Annotated in this window: 30 protein-coding genes and 1 other RNA gene; 6 read left to right on the forward strand and 25 right to left on the reverse strand. The window is 36.3% G+C overall.

Translation table 11 applies throughout. The features are described 5' to 3' along the window. Positions 1 to 44: 44 nt before the first annotated feature. Complete coding sequence (locus tag NZD88_RS18865; RefSeq protein WP_169233090.1) at positions 45 to 326, reverse strand: FoF1 ATP synthase subunit delta/epsilon; 282 nt, start codon at positions 324 to 326, stop codon at positions 45 to 47. An 83-nt stretch (positions 327 to 409) separates the two neighbouring features. Then, entirely contained in the window at positions 410 to 1,918 is a 1,509-nt protein-coding gene (gene atpD / locus NZD88_RS18870) for a F0F1 ATP synthase subunit beta (protein WP_259831182.1), read from the reverse strand. A 214-nt stretch (positions 1,919 to 2,132) separates the two neighbouring features. Here atpD and NZD88_RS18875 point away from each other — a divergent pair, with 214 nt between their 5' ends. Next, positions 2,133 to 3,053 (forward strand): bifunctional riboflavin kinase/FAD synthetase, encoded by a 921-nt coding sequence (locus tag NZD88_RS18875; protein ID WP_259831183.1) that lies wholly within the window; start codon positions 2,133 to 2,135, stop codon positions 3,051 to 3,053. Here NZD88_RS18875 and NZD88_RS18880 read toward each other — a convergent pair. After that, positions 3,050 to 3,403 carry an MmcQ/YjbR family DNA-binding protein gene (locus tag NZD88_RS18880; RefSeq protein ID WP_259831184.1) on the reverse strand — a complete coding sequence of 118 codons (354 nt, stop codon included), beginning with the start codon at positions 3,401 to 3,403 and terminating at the stop codon, positions 3,050 to 3,052. The genes NZD88_RS18875 and NZD88_RS18880 overlap by 4 nt on opposite strands. 99 nt (positions 3,404 to 3,502) lie before the next feature. Here NZD88_RS18880 and NZD88_RS18885 point away from each other — a divergent pair, with 99 nt between their 5' ends. Further along, positions 3,503 to 4,159: an NAD(P)H-binding protein gene (locus NZD88_RS18885; protein WP_259831185.1), complete on the forward strand. Its 657-nt coding sequence runs from the start codon at positions 3,503 to 3,505 to the stop codon at positions 4,157 to 4,159. Positions 4,160 to 4,281: 122 nt separating this feature from the next. Here the strand turns inward: NZD88_RS18885 and NZD88_RS18890 are convergent, their stop codons facing one another. The 11 genes from NZD88_RS18890 to NZD88_RS18940 all read right to left on the reverse strand — a co-directional run bounded on the left by NZD88_RS18890 (position 4,282) and on the right by NZD88_RS18940 (position 13,672). Beyond that, a complete protein-coding gene (locus NZD88_RS18890; protein WP_259831186.1) occupies positions 4,282 to 4,857 on the reverse strand; it encodes a glutathione peroxidase in 576 nt (191 codons plus the stop codon). An 88-nt stretch (positions 4,858 to 4,945) separates the two neighbouring features. Further along, positions 4,946 to 5,608 carry an outer membrane lipoprotein-sorting protein gene (locus tag NZD88_RS18895; protein WP_259831187.1) on the reverse strand — a complete coding sequence of 221 codons (663 nt, stop codon included), beginning with the start codon at positions 5,606 to 5,608 and terminating at the stop codon, positions 4,946 to 4,948. A 96-nt stretch (positions 5,609 to 5,704) separates the two neighbouring features. Beyond that, positions 5,705 to 6,427: a 3-deoxy-manno-octulosonate cytidylyltransferase gene (kdsB, locus tag NZD88_RS18900; RefSeq protein ID WP_259831188.1), complete on the reverse strand. Its 723-nt coding sequence runs from the start codon at positions 6,425 to 6,427 to the stop codon at positions 5,705 to 5,707. A gap of 331 nt (positions 6,428 to 6,758) precedes the next feature. After that, a complete protein-coding gene (locus NZD88_RS18905; protein WP_259831189.1) occupies positions 6,759 to 8,012 on the reverse strand; it encodes a pyridoxal phosphate-dependent aminotransferase in 1,254 nt (417 codons plus the stop codon). 48 nt (positions 8,013 to 8,060) lie between these two features. Further along, positions 8,061 to 9,776: a phospho-sugar mutase gene (locus NZD88_RS18910; protein WP_259831191.1), complete on the reverse strand. Its 1,716-nt coding sequence runs from the start codon at positions 9,774 to 9,776 to the stop codon at positions 8,061 to 8,063. A gap of 272 nt (positions 9,777 to 10,048) precedes the next feature. Continuing rightward, the gene (locus NZD88_RS18915) at positions 10,049 to 10,405 is read right to left on the reverse strand and encodes a four helix bundle protein (RefSeq protein WP_259831193.1); all 357 of its coding nucleotides are present in this window, start codon (positions 10,403 to 10,405) and stop codon (positions 10,049 to 10,051) included. 56 nt (positions 10,406 to 10,461) lie between these two features. Next, positions 10,462 to 11,163 carry a DUF2807 domain-containing protein gene (locus NZD88_RS18920; RefSeq protein ID WP_259831195.1) on the reverse strand — a complete coding sequence of 234 codons (702 nt, stop codon included), beginning with the start codon at positions 11,161 to 11,163 and terminating at the stop codon, positions 10,462 to 10,464. Between the two features lie 7 nt (positions 11,164 to 11,170). Next, positions 11,171 to 11,503 (reverse strand): hypothetical protein, encoded by a 333-nt coding sequence (locus NZD88_RS18925; RefSeq protein WP_259831197.1) that lies wholly within the window; start codon positions 11,501 to 11,503, stop codon positions 11,171 to 11,173. A 207-nt stretch (positions 11,504 to 11,710) separates the two neighbouring features. Then, positions 11,711 to 12,103, reverse strand: coding sequence for a hypothetical protein (locus tag NZD88_RS18930; protein WP_259831199.1), 393 nt, complete (start codon positions 12,101 to 12,103; stop codon positions 11,711 to 11,713). A gap of 2 nt (positions 12,104 to 12,105) precedes the next feature. Beyond that, entirely contained in the window at positions 12,106 to 13,056 is a 951-nt protein-coding gene (locus NZD88_RS18935) for a glycosyltransferase family 2 protein (protein WP_259831201.1), read from the reverse strand. Between the two features lie 16 nt (positions 13,057 to 13,072). Beyond that, positions 13,073 to 13,672 carry a DUF4199 domain-containing protein gene (locus NZD88_RS18940; RefSeq protein ID WP_259831203.1) on the reverse strand — a complete coding sequence of 200 codons (600 nt, stop codon included), beginning with the start codon at positions 13,670 to 13,672 and terminating at the stop codon, positions 13,073 to 13,075. A gap of 130 nt (positions 13,673 to 13,802) precedes the next feature. On the opposite strand from NZD88_RS18940, the gene ffs reads away from it, so the two are divergent. Next, positions 13,803 to 13,900, forward strand: an RNA gene (ffs, locus tag NZD88_RS18945) — signal recognition particle sRNA small type. Positions 13,901 to 14,004: 104 nt separating this feature from the next. Here the strand turns inward: ffs and NZD88_RS18950 are convergent. The 6 genes from NZD88_RS18950 to gyrA form a co-directional block, all read right to left on the reverse strand. Then, positions 14,005 to 14,691, reverse strand: a complete 687-nt coding sequence (locus NZD88_RS18950; RefSeq protein ID WP_259831206.1) for a metal-dependent hydrolase — start codon at positions 14,689 to 14,691, stop codon at positions 14,005 to 14,007. 302 nt (positions 14,692 to 14,993) lie between these two features. Beyond that, positions 14,994 to 15,440: an SRPBCC family protein gene (locus NZD88_RS18955; RefSeq protein WP_259831208.1), complete on the reverse strand. Its 447-nt coding sequence runs from the start codon at positions 15,438 to 15,440 to the stop codon at positions 14,994 to 14,996. A 10-nt stretch (positions 15,441 to 15,450) separates the two neighbouring features. Then, positions 15,451 to 16,380, reverse strand: coding sequence for a 1,4-dihydroxy-2-naphthoate octaprenyltransferase (gene menA / locus NZD88_RS18960; protein ID WP_169233072.1), 930 nt, complete (start codon positions 16,378 to 16,380; stop codon positions 15,451 to 15,453). Positions 16,381 to 16,455: 75 nt separating this feature from the next. Beyond that, positions 16,456 to 17,292 (reverse strand): 1,4-dihydroxy-2-naphthoyl-CoA synthase, encoded by an 837-nt coding sequence (locus tag NZD88_RS18965; RefSeq protein WP_259831209.1) that lies wholly within the window; start codon positions 17,290 to 17,292, stop codon positions 16,456 to 16,458. A gap of 161 nt (positions 17,293 to 17,453) precedes the next feature. Beyond that, a complete protein-coding gene (locus NZD88_RS18970; protein WP_259831210.1) occupies positions 17,454 to 18,479 on the reverse strand; it encodes a tetratricopeptide repeat protein in 1,026 nt (341 codons plus the stop codon). A 28-nt stretch (positions 18,480 to 18,507) separates the two neighbouring features. Further along, positions 18,508 to 21,096, reverse strand: coding sequence for a DNA gyrase subunit A (gene gyrA, locus NZD88_RS18975; RefSeq protein ID WP_259831211.1), 2,589 nt, complete (start codon positions 21,094 to 21,096; stop codon positions 18,508 to 18,510). Positions 21,097 to 21,244: 148 nt separating this feature from the next. Between gyrA and NZD88_RS18980 the strand changes: the two genes are divergently transcribed. Continuing rightward, on the forward strand, positions 21,245 to 21,559 hold the full coding sequence (locus NZD88_RS18980) for a DUF4286 family protein (RefSeq protein ID WP_169233068.1): 315 nt from the start codon (positions 21,245 to 21,247) through the stop codon (positions 21,557 to 21,559). Positions 21,560 to 21,604: 45 nt separating this feature from the next. Here NZD88_RS18980 and NZD88_RS18985 read toward each other — a convergent pair whose 3' ends face one another. The 3 genes from NZD88_RS18985 to NZD88_RS18995 form a co-directional block, all read right to left on the reverse strand. After that, complete coding sequence (locus NZD88_RS18985; protein WP_259831213.1) at positions 21,605 to 21,838, reverse strand: hypothetical protein; 234 nt, start codon at positions 21,836 to 21,838, stop codon at positions 21,605 to 21,607. A 141-nt stretch (positions 21,839 to 21,979) separates the two neighbouring features. Further along, a complete protein-coding gene (locus NZD88_RS18990; RefSeq protein WP_259831214.1) occupies positions 21,980 to 22,474 on the reverse strand; it encodes a GNAT family N-acetyltransferase in 495 nt (164 codons plus the stop codon). Positions 22,475 to 22,479: 5 nt separating this feature from the next. Continuing rightward, complete coding sequence (locus NZD88_RS18995; protein WP_076504142.1) at positions 22,480 to 22,992, reverse strand: DUF421 domain-containing protein; 513 nt, start codon at positions 22,990 to 22,992, stop codon at positions 22,480 to 22,482. 136 nt (positions 22,993 to 23,128) lie between these two features. Between NZD88_RS18995 and NZD88_RS19000 the strand changes: the two genes are divergently transcribed. Then, the gene (locus tag NZD88_RS19000; RefSeq protein WP_259831216.1) at positions 23,129 to 23,680 is read left to right on the forward strand and encodes a hypothetical protein; all 552 of its coding nucleotides are present in this window, start codon (positions 23,129 to 23,131) and stop codon (positions 23,678 to 23,680) included. Between the two features lie 51 nt (positions 23,681 to 23,731). Here the strand turns inward: NZD88_RS19000 and NZD88_RS21390 are convergent, their stop codons facing one another. Next, positions 23,732 to 23,866, reverse strand: coding sequence for a bacteriocin-like protein (locus NZD88_RS21390; RefSeq protein WP_423738671.1), 135 nt, complete (start codon positions 23,864 to 23,866; stop codon positions 23,732 to 23,734). 208 nt (positions 23,867 to 24,074) lie between these two features. Here NZD88_RS21390 and NZD88_RS19005 point away from each other — a divergent pair, with 208 nt between their 5' ends. Beyond that, complete coding sequence (locus tag NZD88_RS19005; protein ID WP_259831217.1) at positions 24,075 to 24,560, forward strand: hypothetical protein; 486 nt, start codon at positions 24,075 to 24,077, stop codon at positions 24,558 to 24,560. A gap of 127 nt (positions 24,561 to 24,687) precedes the next feature. On the opposite strand, the gene NZD88_RS19010 is transcribed toward NZD88_RS19005, so the two are convergent. Further along, on the reverse strand, positions 24,688 to 25,095 hold the full coding sequence (locus NZD88_RS19010; RefSeq protein WP_259831218.1) for a hypothetical protein: 408 nt from the start codon (positions 25,093 to 25,095) through the stop codon (positions 24,688 to 24,690). Positions 25,096 to 25,248 lie beyond the last annotated feature (153 nt).

Here is a 25,248-nt window from a genome sequence, read left to right on the forward strand (position 1 = left end):
CCAAAGTTACACTTTCTTGAAAATATATTTAGCTTTTCATTTAATTATTCACAAAGGATGATTCCTTTATCATGATTAAATTCTACAACACCGCTTTTGATAGGATAAGAAAAAACAGAGTCTTTCTCAGATTCTTTAGTGAAGTTTTTAGCATAAGCTTCTCCAATTGAACTTGTAAAAAGCTTTACTTTACCTCCCATTAAAGAAGAAACGATTCCTGCGTGGTTTTTCATGATGTGGAATTCCCCATCTTTTCCAGGCAATAATACAGAGTCTACCTCTCCTTCAAAAACTACGTATTCTGGTGTTAAAATTTTTATATTCATTTTAATTTAGATTAAAGAGAAAAGAGAAAAGAAAAAAGAGAAAATATATCTTTACTCTTTTTTCTTTGTTCTATTTATTCTAGTTAAGCGTTTTCAGCTAACATTTTTTGTCCTGCTTCAATAGCTTCTTCGATAGTTCCTTTCAAGTTGAAAGCAGCTTCTGGTAAGTGATCTAATTCACCATCCATAATCATTGTAAATCCTTTGATGGTATCTTTGATATCTACCAATGATCCCGGAATACCTGTAAACTGTTCCGCTACGTGGAAAGGTTGAGATAAGAATCTCTGAACTTTTCTAGCACGGTAAACTACTGATTTATCTTCTTCAGAAAGTTCTTCCATACCAAGAATCGCGATGATATCCTGAAGAGCTTTGTATCTCTGAAGAATTTCTTTTACTCTCTGAGCACAGTTATAATGTTCTTCCCCGATAATTTCCGGAGCAAGGATTCTTGACGTTGAAGCCAATGGATCTACTGCCGGGTAAATACCTAATGAAGCAATTTTTCTATCTAGTACTGTAGTAGCATCCAAGTGAGCAAACGTCGTTGCAGGAGCCGGGTCAGTTAAGTCATCCGCAGGTACGTAAACCGCCTGTACTGAAGTAATTGAACCATTTTTAGTTGAAGTAATTCTTTCCTGCATTGCTCCCATCTCAGAAGCAAGAGTTGGTTGGTAACCTACCGCAGAAGGCATACGACCAAGTAGTGCAGATACCTCAGAACCAGCTTGTGTAAAACGGAAGATGTTGTCTACGAAGAAAAGTACGTCTCTACCTTGTCCGCTTTCACCACCATCTCTGTAGTACTCAGCTAATGTAAGACCAGAAAGTGCTACTCTAGCTCTTGCTCCTGGCGGCTCGTTCATCTGTCCGAAAACGAACGCAGCTTTAGATTCTTTCATAGCTTCTAAGTCTACTTTTGAAAGATCCCAACCTCCGTTTTCCATAGAGTGCATGAAATCATCACCATATTTGATAATTCCTGATTCAAGCATCTCTCTCAAAAGGTCATTTCCTTCTCTCGTTCTTTCACCTACTCCGGCAAAAACTGAAAGACCTCCGTGTCCTTTTGCAATATTGTTAATCAACTCCTGGATCAATACTGTTTTACCTACACCGGCACCACCGAACAATCCAATCTTACCTCCTTTTGCATAAGGCTCGATAAGGTCGATTACTTTAATACCTGTGAATAAAACTTCTGCAGAAGTTGAAAGTTGATCAAATTTTGGAGCTGGTCTGTGAATTGGCAGACCACCTTCTTTAGAAATATTTTGAAGTCCATCGATAGCATCCCCAACAACGTTGAATAGTCTTCCGTTTACAGCATCACCGATTGGCATTGTAATAGGATTTCCGTATCCAATTACTTCCTGCCCTCTCTGAAGCCCGTCTGTAGCATCCATTGCGATACATCTTACCGTATCTTCACCAATATGTTGCTCTACTTCTAAGACTACTTTTTCACCGTTTGTTTTGATAATTTCCAACGCATCATAAATACTTGGAATTACTTCCACGTCTGTAAATACTACGTCGATTACCGGACCAATAATTTGAGAAATTTTACCTTTAATTTGGTTTGCCATTGCTAAATTTTTTCTTGGTGCAAATATAATGATTCTTCATAAACCTACAATTGGTAAAAAAAAGATTTTTATCATACTTTTTTAAAAAATGTAGCAATATAACAATGTAGCAATTTACCAATAGTAATTCAGTAAAATAGGCAATTTTATTGTTATATTATCACATTGTTATATTGTTACATTATTTCTATATTTGCATTCAAATTTTTCCGTTTTGAAAGTTTTCAAGAATTTTAAAGATTATTCCTCTCAAAAGCCTTTAGCATTGTCTTTAGGAATGTTTGACGGAGTACATCTCGGGCACAAAAGTATCATCGACGAACTGATAAAAGTGGGTACAAAGAATAATCTGGAAACAGCTATACTTACTTTCTGGCCCCATCCAAGGTTTGTTTTTAATCCAAATGAAGACCTGAAGCTTCTCAACACGGTAGACGAAAAGAAAGACCTGATTGAAAGATATAACATTGATCATCTGTTTCTTAAAGAATTTGATGAAGAATTCAGAAATCTTACCGGAGAAGAATTTGTACGCCAGATCCTGATTGACAAACTGAATGTAAAATACCTTATTATAGGCTACGATCATTCATTCGGAAAAAATAAAAGCGGAAATTTTGAGCTCCTTCAAAAACTTTCCAAAGAACTTGATTTCGATGTAGAGCAAATGGAGGCTATCAATATTCACGAAAATAATATCAGTTCAACCAAAGTTCGTAACGCCCTTCTGACAGGGAATATTAAAGAAGCCAACGAAATGCTGGGCTACACCTACTCTGTCTCCGGAACGGTAGTTCATGGGAAAAAAATAGGCAGAACAATCGGTTATCCAACCGCCAATATTGATACAGAATCTATTAAACTCCTCCCTAAAAAAGGCGCTTATATTGTAGAAACCGAAGTGAAAGGTCAACAATATAAGGGAATGCTGAGCATAGGCACCAATCCTACTGTGAACGGTGAAAAATTAACCGTTGAAGTCTATATCCTTGATTTTGATGGTGATATTTATGATGAAAAGATCACAGTAAGGTTCAGGGACTTTCTTCATGACGAAATTAAGTTTGAAGGTCTTGAAAAATTGATAGAAAGATTGGATGAGGATAAAAGGCTGACCCAAGAGTTTCAATTTTAACTATTGGCAATTTCCTCTTTCGCTTTTTTGGTTAATGAATTAAAAACCAATTCATAAGACTGATCGATCATTTTACAGATCAAATCCTTTTTCAACCCGTCCAACTGCACTGAATTCCAGTGAGTTTTGTTCATATGAAATGCGCCCGTGATCTGCGGATGCTGTTCGCGAAGTTCTGCACTCCACTCAGGATCGGTCTTTACGTTGATCCCCAATGGCTGTCTCTCCAGCCCCATGAGTAAAAACATTTTTGTTCCTACTTTCATCACAAGGGTTTCATTATCAAAAGGAAAGGTTTCTGTAACTCCTTTTTTGGCAAGGCAATAGTCTAAAATGTCGTTAGCATCCATGAGTTTTTATTAATGATAAGTGATTAATGATTATTGATATTAATTTCAAATGTAGTAAATTTAAGAAAGAAAATACGATCCATACAAATCACAACTATTATGAAAGCTTTAGTCATCGGCGCAACGGGCGCTACAGGAAAAGATCTGGTTAAGCAACTGCTTAATGATAAGGAGTTTGAGGAAGTGGATATCTTCGTAAGAAAACCTGTGGATGTTCAGAATGATAAGCTGAAAGTTCATGTAGTCGACTTTGAAAAACCGGAAGAATGGAAAGATAAAGTGAAAGGCGATGTTGTATTTTCATGTTTAGGAACCACATTGAAGGATGCCGGAAGCAAAGAAGCCCAAAGAAAAGTGGATTTCGGCTACCAGTATGAATTTGCCAAAGCCGCTAAGGAAAACGATGTGGAGGATTATGTCCTGGTTTCTGCCTATGGAGCCAATCCAGCGTCTAAAATCTTCTATTCTAAAATGAAAGGAGAGCTGGAAGATGCTGTAAAGCAGTTGCATTTTACTAAAATTACTATTTTTAAACCCGGAATGCTCGAAAGAAAAGACTCTGGAAGAACCGGAGAAGTCCTGGGCAGCAGAATTATAAAATTCGCCAATAAACTTGGATTGCTGGAAAGTCAAAAACCTTTGCCTACAGATATTTTAGCCAAAGCTATGATCAATTCCTCCAAAATAAAGAGTAACGGTTATTCCAGTATTAAACTGGGGAATATTTTCTGTTTTGCGGAGAAAAGTAACAACTAAAAAGCAAGCAGCTTTGAATTATAAACGCTTCGACTCCGCTCAGCGTGACATTTCTAATACTAAATGTATTGTTGAAACTGTCGTGCTGAGCGGAGTCGAAATGTTATTTTATTCTTTTTATCTTACTTCAGATATTTGGTAATAGCCTCGTCAGTAGGTTTTGTTGTACTTACGAAAGTATCTAGCAATTTTCCGTTTTCATCGATGAGGAACTTTGTAAAATTCCAAAGGATGGTTGTATTTTTTACTCCGTTTAAGTCTTTCTCGGTTAAGTATTTGAAAATAGGTGCTGTATCATCTCCTTTTACCGATACTTTTGCGGCTAATGGAAATGTTACCCCGTAATTTTTCTGGCAAAAAGCCCCGATCTCAGTATTGGTTCCCGGCTCTTGTGCTCCAAAATTATTGGCAGGAAAACCTACAATGACCAATTTATCTTTATATTCTTCGTATACTTTCTCCAGATCTGCATACTGCGGTGTAAATCCACATTCAGACGCTGTATTGACAATAAGGATCTTTTTTCCTTTAAAATCGGCAAAGTTGATTTCGTTACCATCAAGGCTTTCAACTTTGAAGTCATATATTGTTTTTCCCATAAGTTCTTTGGTTTTAGCTAAAGAAATTTCACTTTTTTGGTTGGTACAACTCTGTAAAAATGCCACTACAGAAAGCAGCCATAAGAAAATATTTTTCATTCTTATCAATTTTAGTTGGCAGTTTTGCCGAAGTTATTTATAGCTTAATATAACGTTAATCATTTCATTAAGCTTTTATTATATTGAATTAAAACTTAAAAATATTAGAAGGAAATACTTTATTGACATCAATTCTGTTCAAAATCATCGTATAATCTCCATCTTTTTTAGTGCTTGAGGACTCAATTCTGAACGGCATCACCAGATTTCCCGCTTTTTTATAATCCGAATAGACCAGCGTTTCATCTTTTTTAACTTCTTTTAAAAGCATATATGTTTTTACGTCAAAATAATAGATGTTCTTATTGACATTTTTAGTCAGTTCCACTTTGTGGCAGTAGATCTCTCCTACTTTTTCTTTTCCGAGATATTTTGCATCAAAACCTTTATTCTCCCAGTCGATAAAATCGTTATCAAAGCTTTCAGAAACGTATTCCTTGTATTCCTGAAGCTTATTGGTTGCATAGTTCATCGCGTAGCCTTTAGTTCCGTCAAAGCCTTCAATTGCAGTTTCTTTTCCGTTAATGCTGATGACAGTCTTAGTGAGGTTAGGACGCTGCTGATAAATTTTTATAGGATATTCATCTTTGATCCCCAGGATCACTTTCCCCTGCAGTAAAACTGAATTCAGAAGCTTCCAATTCGTTAATCCTCCTGACAGTTCAATATTTTTATCTATAATTTCCTTTGCGGTTTGTGCAAAAGATAACTGCGAGAATATCAGTACGAATACTAAAAGTAATTTCTTCATTAATCTTATTTATAAATTCAAATATAGGGTGAATTGGGCGAAAAAGCAAAGAAAGCGGAGATCACAATCCGTCTTATTTGCTTATCTGTACTATTTTTAAATTAATTTTCTTGCTTTTTCCAGATCTTCAGGGGTATCGATTCCTACGCCGATGAAATTGGTTTCAATCAATTTGATCTTCATCCCATATTCCAGATAACGAATACATTCTATCTTTTCTGATATTTCCAATGGTTTCATTTCCAGTTTGGAGAACTGAAGTAACGCATGTTTTCTGAACGCATAGACTCCGATATGTTTAAAATAGCTTATGTCGTAAGAAACCTCTCTGTGGAAAGGAATAACCGAGCGGCTGAAGTAAAGCGCAAATCCGTTGTTATCTGTAATCACTTTTACATTATTCGGGTTTTCAATTTCTTCTTTTTCCGTCAGTTTTATTTTTAATGAAGCCAGAGAAATCTCCTGATTTTCATCTTCCTGAAAAACACCGATAAGCTGTTTTAAAGGCTCTAATTTAAGGAAAGGCTCATCACCCTGTACATTGATGACAATATCACAGTCGATGTTCTGTACAGCCTCTGCGATTCGGTCACTCCCCGTTTCATGCTGCCCGGTCATGACGGCTTTCCCTCCGTTTTTCTCGATTTCGTTAAAAATAATTTCTGAATCCGTAGCCACAAATACTTCATCAAATAGTCCTGTTTCTACAACATTCTGATAAGTAGTCGTAATGACTGTTTTTTCGCCCAACATCTGCATCAGCTTGGCAGGAAAGCGGCTTGCTTCGTAACGTGCAGGAATAACAGCTATGATTTTCATTGATTACTTATTGTTAAAATTATAAATTAAAAGTTATGAATTATGAGTTAAATAATTCGCCAATAAAATAATTCCGGTTAGCTTCCAGGAAAGACTTTCTGGGAAGTTTCATGAATATAACCCAGCTTTTATATTTTATTTCCAAAAAACGCTTCGACTCCGCTCAGCGTGATATTGCTAATACCAACTATTGACTATAAAGATGTCATGCTGAGCAAAATCGAAGCATCTGTTTTTTTAATATGACAATATAATAGTGTAACAGTTTACCAATATTGTAAATACAGGAATTGTTACATTGATACATTGTTATACTGTTACATTAAAAAAACTATTTAAGATTATTTAAAGCATTTTCAAGCTTTGGAAGCATCACTTTGATCTCATCAACTGCTAAACCACCTACAGAAGCACGGAACCAAGGTTCAGATTTTGCTTCTCCAAACGCTGAAAATGGAACCAATGCAACACCTGCATCATTAATCAGATAGAAAACCAAATCAGAAGAATTTTCAATTACAGAACCGTCCGGTTTTGTTTTTCCGATATAGTCCAATCTGATGGTAAGATATAATGCTCCCATCGGTTCGATGCTTTCTACAGCTAATCCTTTCCCTTTTAAATCCTGGATTCCACCGTGAAGAACTTTTAAGCTTTCTTCTAATTTTCCTTTGAAATCTTCTACGAAAACGTTTACATTCTCAGGGTTTTCATAGAACTTCGCAGTAGCTTCCTGTTCAGGTTTTGGTGCCCATGCTCCAACATGCGTCAGAAGTGCTTTCATTTTATCAAGAATATGTGCCGGACCGAAGCCCCATCCTACGCGTACCCCTGTTGCTGCAAGGCATTTAGAGATCCCGTCGATATAGATGGTATATTCTTTCAATTCAGGGAAAAGAGAAACCGGATCTACATGTTCTGCCCCAAAAGTAAGGTTAGAATAGATCTGGTCATACATCAGGTACAATGGTTTTTCATCTTCTCCTCTTTTTTTATTTTCTTCAAGAACCAGTTCGCAGATATCTGAAAGCTGCTCTCTGGTAAACATTGTTCCGGTAGGATTCAATGGTGAGCATAGTGCAAGTAAAACTGCGCCGCCTAAATGAGGTCTTAAATCGTCTGCTGTCGGAAGAAAGTTATTTTCAGGGGTTGTCTTTACTTCTACTGCGTCTGCGGAAGTAAGATAAGCATAGTGATTGTTGTTCCAAGACGGTGTAGGATACACTACTTTATCACCTTCGTCAACAATTGTTTTATAAACCGCGTAGATCAATGGTCTTGATCCAGCAGTAATTAAAATATCGTTGGGAGAATAATCCAGGTTCCATCTGTTTTTCAGGTCTTTGGAAACTTCTTTTCTTAAAGATAAAAGTCCGTTGGCTGGCGGATAATTCGTCAGATTATTCTGATATGCTTTCTGAATCTCTTCCTTCAGCAATGCCGGAATAGGATATAGATTAGAATTCAGGTCACCAATAGTAAGATTGGCTATCTCCGCTCCTTTTGCTTTTAAATCATTAACTTCATTACCAATTTTTACGATTTCGGAACCAATCAGGTTCGCCGCTAATTTTGAAACTTTCACTTTATTTTTATTTAAATTTACTAATATTATCTTCCTATCTGTAAGAAATTAATCTAACTTCAAATCCTTTCTTACATCCTCGATTTTAGCTTCTAATGATTTCAGTTTATCTTTAAAATCTGCTTCGGACGTCACCTTATCTTTTACAGAGATATAAAATTTAATTTTCGGTTCGGTTCCTGAAGGTCTTACACAAACTTTGGTTCCGTCCTGAGTGTAATAAATCAATACATTCGATTTTGGAATGTCGTTCATCACTTTTGTTTCGTTCTTTGAAACCGTGAAACTGGTTTGTTCTTTAAAGTCTTTCACTTCTTCTACTAATGATCCGGCCAGTTCTTTTGGTGGATTTTCGCGGAAGTTTTTCATCATATTCTGAATTTCTTCAGCGCCTTCTTTTCCTTTTCTAACGATGTTGACCAGTCCTTCATAGTACATTCCCAGATCTTCATAGATCTCGATCATATACTGATACATGGTTCTTCCATTGGCTTTACACCACGCAGCAATTTCACATGCCACAAGAATACTTCCACATGAATCTTTATCGCGGACAAAATCTCCGGTCATAAAACCGAAACTTTCTTCGCCACCACAGATGAATTTTTCTTTTCCTTCTGCTTCACGGATCATTTTCCCGATCCATTTGAATCCTGTTAATCCAACTTTGCAGTCAACACCGAATTTTTGAGCGATATCAAAGAAAATATCTGAAGTTACGATTGTGGAACCAATGAATTCTTTTCCAGTGATTCTTCCTTGCTTTCTCCATTCATTTAAAATGTAATACGTCAGGATTGTATTGGTCTGATTACCATTCAGAAGCTGCATTTCACCGTCAAGGTTTCTTACGGCAATTCCCAGTCTGTCACCATCCGGATCTGTTCCGATAACGATATCTGCGTTGGTAATTCTAGCCAGATCCATTGCCATTTCCAAAGCAGCAGGCTCCTCCGGGTTTGGAGATTCTACAGTGGTAAAATTACCGCTCGGGATCATCTGCTCTTTTACCAGATCCACTTTTTTAAATCCTGCTTTTTCTAAAGCCTTGGGAATCGTTGTGTATGTTGTTCCGTGGATAGAGGTGAAAACAATATTTAAATTCTCTTTTCCTACATTCTGATAGGTTGAGTTTTCAAGACAGGCATCTATATACACATCATCCTGCTCTTCCCCGATCCATTCGATCAGATCATCGTTTCCGTTGAATTTGATTTCGTCAAATTTCACAGAGTATACTTCATTGATAATCGCTTCATCATGAGGTGGTACGATCTGGGCACCGTCATTCCAATATACTTTATAGCCGTTGTATTCAGGCGGATTGTGAGATGCTGTCAATACGATTCCTCCATTACATTTTTTGTCTCTTACCGTAAAGGATAATTCCGGAGTTGGTCTGTGGTCTTTGAAAAGAAGCACTTTAATCCCGTTAGCTGTTAAAACATCAGCAACAAGCTTCCCGAATTCTTTTGAATTATGGCGAACGTCATAAGCAATAGCCACTTTGATTTCCTCTCCTTTAAACTGCTGAAGCATATAATTGGCCAATCCCTGTGTTGCCTGACCCAATGTATATTTATTCAAGCGGTTGGTTCCTACTCCCATGACACCTCTCATTCCTCCTGTTCCGAATTCAAGTTCTCTGTAAAAAGAATCTTCCAGATCCGGAGAATTGCTGTCGATCAATGCCTGTACAGCATCTCTTGTTTCTTTATCGAAGGTATCACTTAACCAAAGTTTTGCTTTTTCTAATGTTGTCATATGTGTATCTAAGTTTGGAAGCGGGAGGCGTGAAGATGGAGGTAATTCTACGTCCAAATTCAAAGTTCCTGCTTTTTATTACTATTCTTTTATTTTTATTTGGAAGATGGAAGCTTGAAGATGGGAGAAATTTTGCACCCAAATTCAAATTTCCTTCTTTGTTTTTAATATTCTATTTATTTTTTGTTTAAGGGAGGCTCGAAGATGGTGAAATTTTTGTTTCACCTTCAAGCTTCCACTTATTTTTTACTTTTATTTATTCGATTTTCCCCTTAATCCTTTAACTGATTTCTAAAGGCTATGATCTGATTCATTAAATTATAACTCTCATTATACATGAAATTAAATTCTTCTTCTGAAATATAATTTCGGTTTTTTGCCTTATACAAGCAGGTCACGGTTTCAGCTAAAGAACGGATTGCATATCCTAAAAATTTCTTAAACTCCGGCTTCGACTGCAAAATACTTCCTTCCGAAATATTAAGTGCAATAGAATCTGATGCTCTTCTTATCTGCGAGGTTAAGTTATAAGCTTCATCCTTTGGAAAATTTTGTGACAATTTAAAAATAGTTTCTCCAAAATCCATCGATTTTTGCGAGATAATCAATTTCTCAAATTTGAAACTCATCCATTTCTTTTTTTCCTATGATAACCTCCCTCTTCCATCTTCTATCTTCCTTACTTTTACTGCAATTTCTTATTCTCTACACGAGTCGTTTTATCAATTTTAAAGACACGAATCGGGTTATCATAATAGATAAATTTAGCCGTATTCTGAATATGTCCCTTCAAAGAATCTTTTACGTTAACTTCTGCATAGTTTCCGTTTTTAGAATCAATGTTCAGGTTTTCTATTTTCCAGTATGGCGCAATGAGACTTGCTGTGTCTGAGATCTTTATCACTGCATTTTTCGTCAGTCCCAAAAAGTTGGCCCGACTTTTATTCTGCATGTCTACTTCTGCTCTTCTTGTGTTCACTGAACCCATAAAAGTAGCATTATTTTTTAAATTAAGCCTAAAATTATCGGTCTTAATTTCGCTTGAAATATTCATTTCTACAGAATCTGCAACAGCTACTTTCTCAAGATTATATTTTGAGTAAATGGTCACATTATAAAAATCTACCCCTTTTGTACCTCGCTTTTCTTTAATAAAAAGCGTTTTATCTTTTACCTCTACATCCAAATTGCCAGCTACATTGGGATACGTTTCAATTTCTACAAAATTTTTATTGCCTCTGGCATAAAATACACGGAATTTTCCTTCCAGATCCAGATTCACAAATTCTGAAACATCCACGTCTTTCTTTTCAATATTCCCTTTTGGAGAAACTTTTCCGCAGGAAACCGCCGCTACAAGCAGGGATGTGTACAATATCTTTTTCATATTCAATTTAAAATATTCTATATAAAATCGTAATTATAGCAAGGCTTTCCATTCCCATCAGAACATACAGTACCGACACTCTCCAAAGCAGGCCCGGTTTTGAGTATGAATTTTTAAATGCATTCCAATACGTAACTGCCGGAAAAAGAATAAGAAGAATGAATGAAGCCTTGTCTAAAATACCGAAAATCTCCGCTGCAGGTTTCCACAGACCGATAAGACTTACCATATCATTAAACAAAAATAGGATTAAAATTCCTAACAGGCTTACTGTTCCGATGATAAAATGCCCGGCAATATTCAATTTTATTTTTTTGAAAATGACAATGCGTTGGTTCATTGCAAAGGCGCAAGGTTTTTATCTGCGATAAAATTGATCGTGTGATAAATGTAGATTTTGGTACTACTATTTTTATTTTTTGGAGAAGCCTTAGCTTGTGTATATTTTTAACAAAGAAACTAGAACAAAAAATACCCCAAAAAGTTGAGAACTCTTCAGGGTATTTTATTATTTATCAGAATTTTACACTATTGAGTAAAACCTATTTTAATAATTTTCAAGTGACGCTGAGTAAATCATCAGTGCTACAAGAACAACAACGATAACTGCGCCAATAATCAATGGTTTCCATATTGCTTTCTTAGGGTATTGCTCCTCATTCGGAAAATATTTCGGAACAAAATAATAAGATAGAAGACTTCCTCCTGCAATACCACATATATACGACAGTGAACTTTTAGGATTCTCCGGTATATTAACAATAAAAATGGTCAAAGCTGTAATTAAAATAGAAATTCCAAGTACAATATAGGCCTCTTTCTTTTTATTGGCATCCAGCAGATTCTGAAACAATAAAACACCGCCAAAAAGCGTAGAAAGAAAAATCGAAAACCCTAAAATTGCTTTCCTGGAGTATATTTTGGGTAATTTCTCTTCCATTATTAAATTACTTCGTCAATATTATAATTCTTATGTTCTCTGTTGGTTCTGATGATCATTTCCCCTAAGAATCCGGCTATGAAAAGCAATGTTCCCATAATCATCATTGTTAAAGCAATAAAAAACCATGGATTGTTTGTGATCAGATGGCCATAAATTCCTCTTGCAACATCAATCAGTTTTGAAACGCCCAGCCAAAGCGCTGAAAGAAAACCTACGATAAACATTACCGTTCCCACCGCTCCAAAGAAATGCATGGGCCTTCCTCCGAACCGGCTTACAAACCAAAGGGTTACAAGATCCAGGAAACCTCTGATAAATCTTTCGGTTCCGAATTTTGAAGTTCCGTAAGGTCTTGCCTGATGCTGTACTTCTTTTTCAGTAATTCTTCTGAACCCCGCATTGGCAGCCAGAACAGGAATATAACGGTGCATATCTCCATACACATCAATAGATTTTACCACCTGTTTTTTATAAGCTTTCAAACCACAGTTGAAGTCATGAAGATAAACTCCTGATACTTTTCTAGCCGCTGCATTGAATAGTTTTGACGGAACATTTTTTGTCATTACATTGTCAAAACGTTTCTTTTTCCAGCCTGAAACAATATCGTAGTTATCTTCAATAACCATTTTGTAAAGTTCAGGAATTTCCTCCGGAAAATCCTGTAAATCAGCATCCATGGTAATCACCACTTCCCCGTTTGCTCTTTCAAAAGCAGCGTGAAGGGCTTGTGATTTTCCGTAATTTCTGGAAAATTTTATGGCGTGGATCTGAGGGTGCTGAACCTTCATATTTTCGATAATACTCCACGACAGATCTGTACTTCCATCATCTACAAACCAAATTTCATAGGACAGACTGTTTGAATAACAGACCTTATCAATCCTTGAAAAAAGCTCTTCTAAAGAGTCCTCTTCGTTTAATAACGGAATAACTATAGATAAATTCATTTAATTTTAATAAAAATTATTCTTGATTTTCTGTTTCCTGGTACACTGATCTTGTTCTGAAAAACGCGCCAAAAAACACTGACAAAACTACGTAAAATATAAGAATTGCCGCAAAATATCCTGAAAAATGACTGGCCGTAAGCATATCTTTTCCTTTAATGGCTTCCGGAGAAAAGCTTGGTAACCTTTCTTTGTATTTCTGGTCTAATTCATCAATATCTTTCTGATGTTTCATGATTTTTCTTGCAGACTGATACTCAGTATCCAATTCTGTTTTCTGTCTCTGTACATACTGGTAGTTCAACAGTTTTTTCGCATCCGGATCTACAAAATTCAGGAAAGCATAGATACTGAAGATCGAAAGAATTCCTCCGATAAACATCGGAACGAACGCTCTTGAGAAGGCATCTTTAAAACGGACTACTCTATTTTTGTTCCAGAAAGTTTTCACGGACCAGAAAGCTCCTCCCGCATAAACAATCGGGAGAACAAATGCGTTGATTTTCAATGAGGTATCGAAATAACTGATTCCCGAGAAAAAGTAATACGCTACAAAAAAAATGATCATTGTAGCGATAAAAAGTATAATTCCTAATGTTGATGGACTTTTCGTCATGTTAGATTTTTTAAAAAAAGTTGAAAAATTATTGCTCTAAATTCCAGCTGTTTAGCTGTAATACTGCATTTTTTCGACTAATTTTCTTTAATAATATTTTGAAGTTTATAAATTATTCCTACCTTTGCAACGGCAAGTCCTAAACAACCAGCTCCTGAGAACCCTCCAGGGTGGGAACGCAGCAAAGGTAATTGGTCGTAGCGGTGTGATTTAGGTAGCTTGCCATTTTTTTTATTTTAAGTTGAAGTGAGGTAATTGAAAGATTATCTTTTTTTGTTTCTATACTTTTCAACATATCCAGTCTCATTTTTAAATTACCCTTCCTTCTTTATTTAAAATTCAAACTCCTCTCCCAGTTTAGGAAGAACAAGTTCTACATTTTTATCTGCAAAATGCTTCAATGCACTTTCATGATTAATCTCAATAGCAGGGAAAGTATCGAAATGACATCCGATCACTTTCGGAGTTTTTAATAATTCTGCTGCTGCAAAAGATGCTTTTCTAGGACACATCGTGTAGTGGCTTCCAATGGGAAGGATAGACAGATCAATATTCCCGAAAAGTCTTGGAAACAGCTCCATATCCGCCATGACTCCGGTATCTCCGGCCATGTAGATGTTCTTACCTTCAGGAAGTCTGAAAATATATCCTACAGGAACGCCTCCGTAGCTCCCATCCGGGAACGAACTCGTATGATGAGCCGGTACCATGGAAATTTTAAGATCGCCGATTTTTGCCGATCCTCCTAAATTTACATCGTCTTTATTTTTTGCTGTTTTAAAGTAAGCACAGATCTCTGGAACCGCTATAACGGTAGCTTCCGGATGAAACTGCAATACTTCCTCCACATCCGCGATATGATCACCATGTGCGTGAGTCAGTAAGATATAGTCGATCTTCTGAGCTGCTATATCAAAGCCTGATTCCGCTTTTTGGTAATTATAAAAAGGATCACTTAAAATTGTTTTGTCTTTGTATGTAAACAAAAAACAGTTTTGTCCTAAAAATTGTATTTTCATTTTTAATTTATATAATTAATAGTAAAAGTAATATTGAATAAATGCCGCCAATAATATTAACAAAAAAGTAAAATTTATTATCTGTTTTTTTCTTAACTACTGTAAATAATGCAGGTATAGTAAATAAATTGCAGATAATTAAGAAAGGTAAAATCAAATAGCCGAACCCTTCTGCACCTCCATCTTTAATAAAAATCATCGATGTTAAGTAGAGAAAATAAGGACTTAAAATCAATACCAATATTGATACTGTACTATTAATTTTTTTTATTGCTAAACTATTCACCCAACAGTATTACTAGTTATTTCACAGGAAATTTATCCTCAATCAGATTCAATTTGATCCCGTGTTCCAGATATGCTTTACAGCCGTCTAAAACTGTTGTAAAACCGCCTGTATTGTCATTAATTGCTCTTAGCAGGTCTTCACCTGATTGGGCAAAGCCATAGCTTTTAATGACCACGAGGGTTCCTTTTTCCATTTCTTTAAACTCATAATCCACCATGACTGCAGGATCTCCCCACTCCGTTTTTATCCGTTGGCCAGAAATGATTTCGTGAACCTTTACATTGGATTTCACCCCGTACATTTCCCATTCCCAGGTCACAGTTTGACCCTTTTCCAGTTTCCCGGTAGATTTTGTAAACCAGAACTGAGTAGTTATTTCAGGATTGATAAATGCTTCAAAAACATCCGCAACCGGTTTTCTGATGAGCATCTGAGCTTCAACGTAGGTTTCTGCACTCATGATTGTATTATTAGTTAAAAAAATTAAGTCCAAATGCAGTAAGAACTGCCATTACAAAGGTCATGATACCCACCTGTTTCAGGTACTGATCCAACTCTTTGGGTTCTTTAACCGTCATTATTTTTCTTCTTAGTTTCATCAGCGGTAAAAGCAGAATCATGACAATAAAAACGTAATAATTCTGAGCCTGTATGAAACCATTCACTCCTAAAAACATTAGGATCAGGATCAATGGGAGCTGCAGCAGGATCATTTCATAGATCATTGCATTTTTGAAGCCTATTCTCAGGGCTAAACTTTTTTTCCCGGATAATCTGTCGCTTTCAATATCTCTCATATTGTTAAGGTTCAAAACCGCCATACTCATCATTCCGATGGCCGTTCCGGGAAGCAACATATCCCAACTGAAGGTTTTTGTAAACAGAAAATAACTTCCACATACGGAAACCAGTCCGAAGAATACAAACACAAAGAGATCTCCCAATCCCATGTACCCGTACGGTTTTTTTCCTACTGTATATCCTATTGCTGCCAAAATACAGGCAACACCCAGTCCAATGAAAATGTAAAATTCTTTCATAAAATCAGGGAAAAATGCTACATACAGAAGCGCAATTGTAGCGACAAATGACAGCACAGAGAAAATAATAACCGCATTTTTCATCTGCTTGGCTGTAATCTTCCCTGAAGCTACCGCTCTTGCTTCCGCTTCATTGATTCTTTTGGCATCAGTTCCTTTTACACCATCACCATAGTCATTGGCATAGTTTGATAAAATCTGATACAATAGCGTCACTAAAAGAGCCAGAGCAAAAATTCTCCAGTCCCATGTTCCGCCTTCACGGTAAAGCCTCCATTTTGCAATGAAAGCCCCCATAATAATTCCGCTTAATGAAAGCGGTAAAGTTCTTAGCCTTGCGGCTTTTATCCAATCAGTCATAATTTGTATAATGTAAAATGTACGATGTAAAAGTGTAATGCATTAATACATTTTACTTTGTACTTTAATACAGTCTTAAGAGATCCACTGGTTTTCTCCGAAGTCCGGTTTTCTTTTTTCAAGGAATGCATTTCTTCCTTCCTGTGCTTCTTCAGTCATATAAGCCAAACGGGTTGCTTCTCCTGCAAACACCTGCTGTCCTACCATTCCGTCGTCTGTAAGGTTCATAGCGAATTTCAGCATTCTGATAGACAATGGAGATTTAGCTAAAATTTCCTGAGCCCATTCGTACGCTGTATCTTCTAATTCAGTATGTGGGATCACCGCATTAACCATTCCCATGTCCAAAGCTTCCTGAGCAGAATAATTTCTTCCTAAAAAGAATATTTCACGTGCTTTTTTCTGACCCACCATTTTAGCCAGGTAAGCAGAACCATACCCACCATCAAAACTGGTAACATCCGCATCAGTCTGCTTAAAAATGGCGTGTTCTTTACTCGCTAAAGTAAGATCACAAACCACATGAAGTGAATGTCCGCCACCAACAGCCCATCCCGGAACAACCGCGATAACCACTTTCGGCATGAAACGGATCAAACGCTGAACTTCCAGGATATTTAAACGATGTCTTCCATCTTCCCCTACATATCCCTGATGTCCTCTTGCTTTCTGATCTCCTCCGCTACAAAAAGCCCAACCTCCATCTTTAGGACTTGGCCCTTCTCCGGTAAGCAAAACAACCCCTATTGAAGAATCTTCAGAGGCGTCATAAAAAGCATCGTATAATTCGGAAGTAGTTTTGGGACGAAAAGCGTTTCGGAGTTCTGGTCTGTTGAAAGCAATTCTTGCTACACCATTACATTTTTTATAGGTAATATCTTCGTATTCTTTGACGGTTTTCCACTCTATCATCTTGTAAAAAATTTTTCTCAAAGATACGGAATTGCAGAGAATTTTTACAGTGAAATTTAACGATAATCGCTGGAAAAAACAGAGCTGTATTTTAGGTTGAAAAAAACAAAAAACCGGAACATTTCTGCTCCGGTTTCATTTATAATTCAATTAAAGAGTTACTATTTCACTTTTGCTTTAAGCTCAGCTTCTTTAGCTTTTAGTTCTTTAATTTTATCCATATTTTTTGTTACAACATAGATATCCTTTAATGTAGAAATTGCATCAAGGTTTTCCGGCGACGCTTTGTACCAAGCTTCAGCATAAGGAAGAGCTTTGGTAAATCTCTCTTTTCTTGCATCAATCAGCTTAGTCGCTTCATCCGGCTTGTCTTTTCTTGAAGCATTGATCTGGTCTACAATTTTAGAATCATCACCAATTACTGTATACACAATGTTCTGATGGGCATTATCAAAGTTAGGCTTGACCTCAATCGCTTTTTTGAATGAAGCAATTGCATCTTCTACCGTAGCAGGGTTTTTAGACTGCATTACACCAAGATTATACCAGTTGGTAGCATCTGTAGGGTTTTTAGCCAACTGTTCTTTAAGTGCTCCAATGAATTTTTCTGTATTACCAGAATCATAGTAAGCGGTAGCCTGAGCTTCTTTTAGCTTAGCATTATTAGGATATTTTGCCAATCCTTTTTCAATGATTACTAATGCTTCATTAGATTTCTTTGCATTAAGAAGCAATGTAGATAACGTTTCATATAAATCCGGCTCAACACTTGCTGTCTGTTCAGTTTTGAAATCTGAATAATCGCTATTCTTCTTCATCAATTCCCAAGTAGCCTTATCTAAATTAACTACCTGACCAGATTTTTTCTCTTTTGCAGTATATGTTGTCTGAACCCCTGTAAAACCGGAATTAACAAGATCCGTATATATTTTGATGGATTCGTCTGTGTTATTTGCTAAAGCATAACTTAATCCTGCATAATACATGTATATCTTATCATCCTGGCCACTTGTTTTTAATAAGTTATAAACTTCTAAAAACTTAGGCGCGGCAACGGTATAATTTTTTGCATTATATGCATCCATTGCTGCTTTGTTCACTTCCTGCAATTTGGCATTCACATCACCCTTCTGTCCGAAAACGAAAGCAGAAGCCACGATTGCTATACCTAAAATGAGTTTCTTCATAATAACTATATTATATTAATTGTACATTTTATTCTTCAGAATCAGAACCCTCATTTTCCTCTGCCGGAGTTTCCTGCTCAGCCTGAGGTGTTGTATTGTCTTCCTGGTTATCAGTTACAATTACTGTTCCTTCTTCATTTTCTTCAGAATCTTCCTCTACCACATCTTTATCCATTTCTACTTTTGCAATCGCTGCAATTTCGTCATTTTTCTTAAGGTTGATCATTCTTACCCCCTGGGTATTTCTTCCCATTACTCTCATCTCATCCATATTCATTCTGATGGCAACACCGGACTTATTGATGATCATCAATCCGTCTTCATCTGTTACATTCTGAATAGCGATCAGATTTCCTGTTTTTTCGGTAATATTCAGGGTGATTACTCCTTTTCCTCCTCTGTTGGTGATTCTATAGTCTTCTACCGCAGTTCTCTTTCCGTATCCTTTTTCAGAAACTACAAGAACTGTTTCTTTCTCCACATCATTCACAACAATCATACCAATTGCTTCATCATCGTCATCCATCGCGATACCACGTACCCCAATAGATCCTCTACCTACTTCTCTTACTTTTTCTTCAGGGAAACGGATACATTTACCATTTTTAGTAGCAATCATGATCTGAGAAGTTCCATTGGTTAAGTAAGCTCCTAACAATTGGTCATTATCTCTGATTTCAATAGCATTCACCCCATTCACTCTCGGTCTTGAGTACGCTTCAAGAGACGTTTTCTTGATGGTTCCGTTTTTAGTCACCATTACTACGCTCATCTGGTTTACATACTCAGCATCTTTCAGGTTGTTGGTTCTGATATACGCTTTGATCTTATCGTCTTGTTCGATATTGATAAGGTTTTGTACCGCTCTTCCTTTTGAAGTCTTAGATCCTTCAGGAATTTCAAATACTCTTAACCAATAACATCTTCCTTTTTCTGTGAAGAACAACATATACTGGTGGTTGGTCGCAGATACGATATACTCAAGGAAGTCTTCATCCCTTGTTGTTGCCGCTCTGTTTCCTACACCTCCTCTGCTCTGAATTTTGTATTCAGAAAGCGAAGTTCTCTTAACATATCCTGCGTGTGAAATCGTAAGAACTACTGCTTCATTCGGGATAATATCTTCGATAGACATCTCTCCTCCTGAATAATCAATAGCAGTTCTTCTTTCGTCACCGTATTTTTCTTTAATCTCAGCCAATTCCTCTTTGATGATCTCGAATCTTCTTGGTTCATTAGCCAAAATATCTTCCAAATTCAAGATCTCTTTCATGATTGCATCGTATTCGTCACGGATCTTGTCAAGTTCCATTCCTGTAAGACGCGCCAATCTTAGATCAAGGATAGCCTGAGCCTGAATTTCAGAAAGATCAAATGCCTCGATCAATCCTTCTTTTGCCCCTTGCGGATTCGCACTGTGACGGATGATAGAAATTGCTCTGTCTAATGAATCCTGAGCGCCAATCACTTTCATGAAACCTTCTAAGATATGCGCTCTTTCTTTTGCTTTTTTAAGCTCAAAATGAGTTCTTCTTACAATGACTTCATGTCTGTGCTCTACAAAGTGATGAATGATATCCTTTAAATTCAGCTGTTCTGGTCTTCCTTTAACCAAAGCAATGTTATTAACACTGAAAGAAGTTTGAAGTGCTGTATATTTATATAACAGGTTTAAGACAACATTTGGAATGGCATCATTTTTAAGTTCATAAACGACACGCAGACCATTTCTGTCCGATTCGTCTCTGATCTCATGAATACCTACAATTTTATCATCTTTTACAAGCTCCGCTGTTCTGGCGATCATGTCCGCCTTATTCACCTGGTAAGGAACCTCCGTAACGATGATAGCATTTCTGTTTCCAATTTCTTCGAAATTAACTTTTGCTCTCAACATTACTCTTCCTCTTCCTGTATGGAAAGCATCCCTTACTCCGTCGTAACCGTAAATGATACCTCCTGTAGGGAAATCCGGGGCTGTAATGTGCTGCATCAGTTCATCGATCGTAATATCTTTATTATCGATATAGGCAGAAATTGCATCTACAGATTCTGATAAATTGTGCGGAGCCATATTGGTCGCCATACCTACAGCGATACCAGATGTTCCGTTGACCAGAAGATTTGGAATTTTTGTAGGCATAACGGTAGGTTCCGTCATACTGTCATCAAAGTTATTCTGAAAATCTACAGTTTCTTTATCTAAATCAGCAAGAATATCATCTGATATTTTTTTCAGTCTTGCTTCTGTATAACGCATTGCTGCAGGCGGGTCACCGTCCATTGAACCAAAGTTACCCTGCCCGTCTACCTGAGGATAACGTAAGCTCCAAGGCTGAGCCATTCTTACCATTGCATCGTACACAGAAGAGTCTCCATGCGGGTGGTATTTACCTAAAACATCCCCAACAATTCTGGCAGATTTCAAATATTTTCTATTAGAAAAAACCCCTAATCCATACATACCGTAAAGTACTCTTCTATGAACGGGTTTCAGGCCGTCTCTTACATCCGGCAACGCCCTTGAAACGATAACCGACATCGAATAATCGATATAAGACGATTTCATTTCATCAACAATGTTGATAGGAATCAGTCTTTCTCCTTCTTTTTGCATAAACAAATTTTATTATAATGACAGTCAGACCCTTAGCTGTGCGTCTGAAAATTATTTATTTCCAATTTTTATTAACGGGCTAATTTACGAAATTTTTACCGATTTTTGCACTAGAATTTATCCAGAAAATCTTAAAAATTCATAAAATATGAGCTTATTGAGTATAACTTTCCATTGCACAAAAAACAATATTGAAGAATGGGAAAATTATATTGACGAAACACTGGTCCTGATGGCAGAAAACCTGATGGATGTCAACAAATATATTCTTTCTGAAGTACACACCGACTATATTGATGAAGGTAAGAATTATAATCTTCTTCTGATCTTTGACAATGAAGACCTCAGGGAAGATTTCATCAAAAGTGAAATGCTGAACATTGCAGAAAGGGTTGAGAAAAAATTCGGATCGGAAGTGATGATTTTCAATACATTTCTGAATCCTAAAAAATCCAGATTTTAAATATAAATCAAAAGCCCTGAAAAATCAGGGCTTTTTTTATTTTTTTCAATCTCTGTGGTGTTTTCTACCTTTGTGTTTATGGTGGCCACCTCTGTCATCATTGTCATAGTAATAGACTCTTTTTTTGACCTGTCCCGGCGCATAATATCTTGCGCTTCCTCCATACATTTTCTTGGCGTGTCCCGGTGGAACCCTTCTTACATGCTGATCATGTACTACACACGATGACATCATGAACAAGACCGTAACGACCCCTGTAATTTTAATTAAACCTTTCATTATTCTACTTTTTCAAATTTCAATAGGGAGATAACAAGGTTAGTGCCAAAATTTAAAAAAGAAGTTAGAAATTAGAGGTTAGAAGTTAGTTTCGGGATATGTTTCAAAACTTCAGACTAATTTCTAACCTCTGGCTTCTCATTACCCTATTATGTCGCTTCTCTTTTCCATCATGATAACGTCTTTCCACTGTCCGTTCAATTTTCCGATTTTTTTTCTAACACCTATAGTTCTGAAACCGTTTTTTTGATGAAATCGTATGGAACTTTCATTTTCGGGAAAAATACTGGCCTGCAGCGTCCAAAATCCGTGGCTTTCGCTGTCAAGGATCATCTTTTTTAACAGAACTGACCCTAAACCCTTCCTCTGATAAGTATTGTCGAAATAAATGCTTACTTCAGCAACTCCTTTATAACATTCTCTTTTACTTACCGGTTTCAAAGCACACCATCCTACTATTTCATTACTTTCATTTTCCAGCACCCAGCGGCAATCGTTAAAATATTCCATATTCCATGCTTCAGCAGTAGGAATTTCTGTTTCAAAAGTGGCTATACCACCATCTACTCCCTGTCTGAAAATTTCCAGCACCCTTTTTTCGTCACTGGGAAGCATTTCTCTTAATTCGTAATTCATTTTATTTAATGGTATTTTCTTTTATTCTTTCTTTTTATCCTTGAATAATGTGTTTGTTTTCCTGTTTCATCCTGCGAAACAACACTGATGTTTCCGTCTACCTCAAGGATAGAGAGTTTTACATCTTCTGTTTTTTCCACGCCATGTTCCCGAATGGCTTCTTCCAATTCATCACGGGTGATTTTCACTCTATTTAAAGCAGTCTGATCTATTATTCCATCCCTGATCAGGACTACAGGATCTTCTTCCATGAATGTTTCGAATTTTCGGTTGGAAAACATGAGTCTTTTTAGAATAAAATTGGCCGCAAAAAGAACGAGTGCTGCAATAAGACCACCCTGAAGCGATGTATCCGGTCCCACCATTGCGTTCTGAACCGCATTGGAAATAAGGAGCAGCAATACAACATCTCCCGCATTGAGTTGAGAAAGCTGATTTTTACCAAAAAGGCGGATTGCGATTACCATAAACAGATAAACGCACAGAGAGCGTACTACGACATCAAGTATAGGATTCACAAATCAGGATTTATAATCAAATGTATACATTTTTTATGATTAGCTGATCAATTTATTTTATCCTTAAAAACAGAATAAGATGCAAAAACTATGGCATATGATTTGACTCCTTGATTAAAAAATAAATATACATTAAATGATGAAACGAGTTCTTTTATGCCTAAGTGCCTTTCTTTTTTTTATATCCTGTAAAAAACAGGAAATCAAACAATCTGTACCAGCAGAAACCGCGATCACCTTAAAAATCAATGAACTTTACAAATTGTATGGTAATTCTAATGATGCTCTTTATCATAAACCATTCTCTGACAGTCTGTTTTCCCCGGAACTGAAAAAAGCTCTGGAAGAAGCCATCAATGCATCAAAAGCTGATATTGAAAAAGTAAAGAAAAGCAATCATCCCGATGAAAAACCACTGCTGTTTGAAGGTGCTGTTTTTTCTAGTCTATATGAGGGGTTTACCAGATATAAAATAAAATCGGTTATCATAGATCCTGCCGGAACATCAGCAGATGCGGTTGTTGATTTTGAATATACAACGTTGCCTCCTAAAATTATGTGGACCGACCAAATCCATTTAATGAATTCCGACCAGGGATGGAAAATTGATAATATCAGTTTTGACAGTATTGGAAGTGCTAAGGATCTGAAGGCAAGTTTGAATAGTTTTACACAATACGCCCACTAATTATTAAAACCTCATCATAAAAAAAGCTGCTTTTAAAGCAGCTTTAATTTTTTAAGGGCATTGAGCGATCGGAACCTCGCTGCATACTACTTTATTTAATCTTTCGCAGTATACGCAGTATTTCTTTGATTCTCCGCCATACACGGATTTCAAATCAGTTTTTGTTAGTTTCTTTAAATTTTTCATATCGTTTTAATTTTATGTTTGCTAAATTTATAACGAATTTTCCATCCATTTATTATAGTTTAATATTTAAAGTTTTCATGATTTATAGGTCCTCTACTAAAGACTAAAAACATCAGCACGAGATATGTACTTTGGGTATTCATCTCGTTTATAATTTATTGCGTATCTTTCAATACACCAAAAACATCACACCAAAACAAATAAAAATATGGAAATTATCACAGCAAAAGGAGCTCATGCCGGGCAGCTAGACGCCGTAAAAAAGACATTGATTTCTAACAGTCTTCTTTCCGGCCACGATGACATGGGCAACTACAACAAAGGAATATGCCATGATGTGGTAGCTTATTCCTTATATATGAGAGGGGCAGCTATATCCCCCAGTGAACTTGTACAGTTTCACGCGCAAGGATGGCTCAATAAGTTCGATTATTCTGCAGGAGAGAAATGGGACGGATACTCTATCATTCCCAAAGGAAAAGCTATAGGATTTTACAGAGTGAGGGATAAAACATGGTTTCATTCAGCTGTCACTACAGGAAGTGGCTCAGAGATCAGATCTGTGAACGGATTTTCTTTAGGAACAGCATGGTCGGTTCCCGTAGATATGAAATGGGTCCTGGGTAAACGTAATTCTGATGGAACTTTTAATTATGACGGAACTAAAATAGAGGTTTATATTTCTTCCTTATAATAGCTAAGCCCTAATTTAATTTCAATAGAGTTATTAAAATTAAATTAGGGCTTTATTATTTTTTAATGTAGAACAGTAGTCAAGCTCTGTTTTTAAAGTCTGTATTCTAAAAAATATCTTGTGGATATTATTTGTTATTGATTTCAACTGTTACAGGCATTTCGTAGGTATAGGCAACTATATTTTCATTTAATTTTTTGCGATCTACTCTGTAATCAAGTTCACTTAAAACAGTTTCAATTTCTTTGCTTACAATTTTGCAATCGCCACTAGAGTGAACATTCACTATTTTGCCTTTATTTGAAATATCAAATTTGACTACTGAGTTTACAATGCCTTGTTTATAATCGGAATTGGTAAGGTCGAAGTTTTCCATCAATTTATTTCTTATATCATTGAAGGTATCATTATTCTTACTCAGCTGAATGGCCTCAATTGTATTATTATCATATGTTTGAGCTTTAGCAGTATTTGTCACAGCTATGAACCCACACACTAAAACTGAAGCGATAAATAGTTGAATTTTATTTTTCATAACTCTTTGGTTTTAAATATTATGTATATCTCTTATACCAAAGTTATGAAATAATTCATATTAAATTCATATTGAGTTAACATTAAATTAACATTGAAACGCAAATAACTGATTATCAGTGTAATAAAATTAAATATAATTGAAAAATTAATA

The organism is Chryseobacterium pyrolae, assembly GCF_025153485.1.
Lineage (GTDB): Bacteria > Bacteroidota > Bacteroidia > Flavobacteriales > Weeksellaceae > Chryseobacterium > Chryseobacterium antibioticum.

Excerpts from the sequence above, each read along its gene's own strand:
- NZD88_RS18990 (WP_259831214.1), bottom strand. The coding sequence starts at position 22,474 with ATGAATTACGAATTAAGAGAAATGCTTCCCAGTGACGAAAAAAGGGTG.
- NZD88_RS18880 (WP_259831184.1), bottom strand. The coding sequence starts at position 3,403 with ATGGATGCTAACGACATTTTAGACTATTGCCTTGCCAAAAAAGGAGTT.
- menA (WP_169233072.1), bottom strand. The coding sequence starts at position 16,380 with ATGACTGATTGGATAAAAGCCGCAAGGCTAAGAACTTTACCGCTTTCA.
- NZD88_RS18965 (WP_259831209.1), bottom strand. The coding sequence starts at position 17,292 with ATGATAGAGTGGAAAACCGTCAAAGAATACGAAGATATTACCTATAAA.
- NZD88_RS18980 (WP_169233068.1), top strand. The coding sequence starts at position 21,245 with ATGAGCTTATTGAGTATAACTTTCCATTGCACAAAAAACAATATTGAA.
- NZD88_RS18955 (WP_259831208.1), bottom strand. The coding sequence starts at position 15,440 with ATGAGTGCAGAAACCTACGTTGAAGCTCAGATGCTCATCAGAAAACCG.
- gyrA (WP_259831211.1), bottom strand. The coding sequence starts at position 21,096 with ATGCAAAAAGAAGGAGAAAGACTGATTCCTATCAACATTGTTGATGAA.
- NZD88_RS18915 (WP_259831193.1), bottom strand. The coding sequence starts at position 10,405 with ATGAGTTTCAAATTTGAGAAATTGATTATCTCGCAAAAATCGATGGAT.
- NZD88_RS18970 (WP_259831210.1), bottom strand. The coding sequence starts at position 18,479 with ATGAAGAAACTCATTTTAGGTATAGCAATCGTGGCTTCTGCTTTCGTT.
- NZD88_RS18920 (WP_259831195.1), bottom strand. The coding sequence starts at position 11,163 with ATGAAAAAGATATTGTACACATCCCTGCTTGTAGCGGCGGTTTCCTGC.
- NZD88_RS18865 (WP_169233090.1), bottom strand. The coding sequence starts at position 326 with ATGAATATAAAAATTTTAACACCAGAATACGTAGTTTTTGAAGGAGAG.
- NZD88_RS18985 (WP_259831213.1), bottom strand. The coding sequence starts at position 21,838 with ATGAAAGGTTTAATTAAAATTACAGGGGTCGTTACGGTCTTGTTCATG.
- NZD88_RS19010 (WP_259831218.1), bottom strand. The coding sequence starts at position 25,095 with ATGAAAAATAAAATTCAACTATTTATCGCTTCAGTTTTAGTGTGTGGG.
- NZD88_RS18940 (WP_259831203.1), bottom strand. The coding sequence starts at position 13,672 with ATGACGAAAAGTCCATCAACATTAGGAATTATACTTTTTATCGCTACA.
- NZD88_RS18925 (WP_259831197.1), bottom strand. The coding sequence starts at position 11,503 with ATGAACCAACGCATTGTCATTTTCAAAAAAATAAAATTGAATATTGCC.
- NZD88_RS19005 (WP_259831217.1), top strand. The coding sequence starts at position 24,075 with ATGGAAATTATCACAGCAAAAGGAGCTCATGCCGGGCAGCTAGACGCC.
- NZD88_RS18930 (WP_259831199.1), bottom strand. The coding sequence starts at position 12,103 with ATGGAAGAGAAATTACCCAAAATATACTCCAGGAAAGCAATTTTAGGG.
- kdsB (WP_259831188.1), bottom strand. The coding sequence starts at position 6,427 with ATGAAAATCATAGCTGTTATTCCTGCACGTTACGAAGCAAGCCGCTTT.
- NZD88_RS18950 (WP_259831206.1), bottom strand. The coding sequence starts at position 14,691 with ATGAAAATACAATTTTTAGGACAAAACTGTTTTTTGTTTACATACAAA.
- NZD88_RS18895 (WP_259831187.1), bottom strand. The coding sequence starts at position 5,608 with ATGAAGAAATTACTTTTAGTATTCGTACTGATATTCTCGCAGTTATCT.
- NZD88_RS19000 (WP_259831216.1), top strand. The coding sequence starts at position 23,129 with ATGATGAAACGAGTTCTTTTATGCCTAAGTGCCTTTCTTTTTTTTATA.
- NZD88_RS21390 (WP_423738671.1), bottom strand. The coding sequence starts at position 23,866 with ATGAAAAATTTAAAGAAACTAACAAAAACTGATTTGAAATCCGTGTAT.
- NZD88_RS18890 (WP_259831186.1), bottom strand. The coding sequence starts at position 4,857 with ATGAAAAATATTTTCTTATGGCTGCTTTCTGTAGTGGCATTTTTACAG.
- atpD (WP_259831182.1), bottom strand. The coding sequence starts at position 1,918 with ATGGCAAACCAAATTAAAGGTAAAATTTCTCAAATTATTGGTCCGGTA.
- NZD88_RS18935 (WP_259831201.1), bottom strand. The coding sequence starts at position 13,056 with ATGAATTTATCTATAGTTATTCCGTTATTAAACGAAGAGGACTCTTTA.
- NZD88_RS18910 (WP_259831191.1), bottom strand. The coding sequence starts at position 9,776 with ATGACAACATTAGAAAAAGCAAAACTTTGGTTAAGTGATACCTTCGAT.
- NZD88_RS18885 (WP_259831185.1), top strand. The coding sequence starts at position 3,503 with ATGAAAGCTTTAGTCATCGGCGCAACGGGCGCTACAGGAAAAGATCTG.